The organism is Ruegeria sp. AP12 (assembly GCF_056540025.1).
Genome location: NZ_JBQFVZ010000172.1, coordinates 1 through 804, shown reverse-complemented (window position 1 = coordinate 804; position 804 = coordinate 1). Strand labels below are relative to the sequence as shown.

Sequence of the window (804 nt, the reverse complement as noted above, 5' to 3'; positions counted from 1 at the left end):
CGGGATGATGACAATGCTGTCCGCATCGTTCAGCGCGGCGGCCACGCCGTCCGCCTCAATCGCGATCTGTTCGCCCTCAACGGCCATCTGCTCACCCTGCGGGCCACCGAAGCCACCCAGGATCACGCTGACAAAGTGACGGTTCATCGCCTTGCACATGATGTAAGACAGGATCGCACCCGACGAGCCGACCAGAGCACCAACAACGATCAGCAGGTCGTTGCCAAGGCTAAAGCCAATCGCCGCAGCCGCCCAACCCGAATACGAGTTCAGCATCGACACAACCACGGGCATGTCAGCACCACCGATCCCCATGATCAGGTGATAGCCGATGAACAGCGCCGCCAGTGTCATCAGGACCAATGGCAGCAGACCACCCGAAGCGGTGTACCAGATCAGGCAGATCAGCGAGAGCCCCGCAGCCGCCGCGTTCAGCGCATGACCGCCGGGCAGCTTGGTCGCCGCAGACGTCACCTTGCCCGCCAGTTTGCCATAGGCCACGACCGAACCGGTAAAAGTAATCGCGCCAATGAAGATGCCCAGGAACAGCTCTACATGCAGGATCGCCAGTTCCGCCGGAGTCTTCTTGGCGATCAGCTTTGCGAATGCACCAAGGTCAGACAGGTCCGCCTGACCCGCGCTATCCTTGATCGCCATGACCTGAGCCACGTTTCCGATCTCGAAATGCGCATTGAAGCCGACGAACACGGCCGCAAGACCGACCAGCGAGTGCATCGCAGCGACCAGCTGCGGCATCTCGGTCATCTGGACGCGCTGCGCCACATATTGACCGATCAGACCACC

1 protein-coding gene is annotated in these 804 nt (G+C 60.9%); it reads right to left on the bottom strand.

Annotated features, from left to right (window positions below; translation table 11 throughout):
• A partial coding sequence (locus ACR0E6_RS22055; RefSeq protein WP_480587370.1) for an NAD(P)(+) transhydrogenase (Re/Si-specific) subunit beta occupies positions 1-804 on the bottom strand: 804 nt, incomplete at both ends.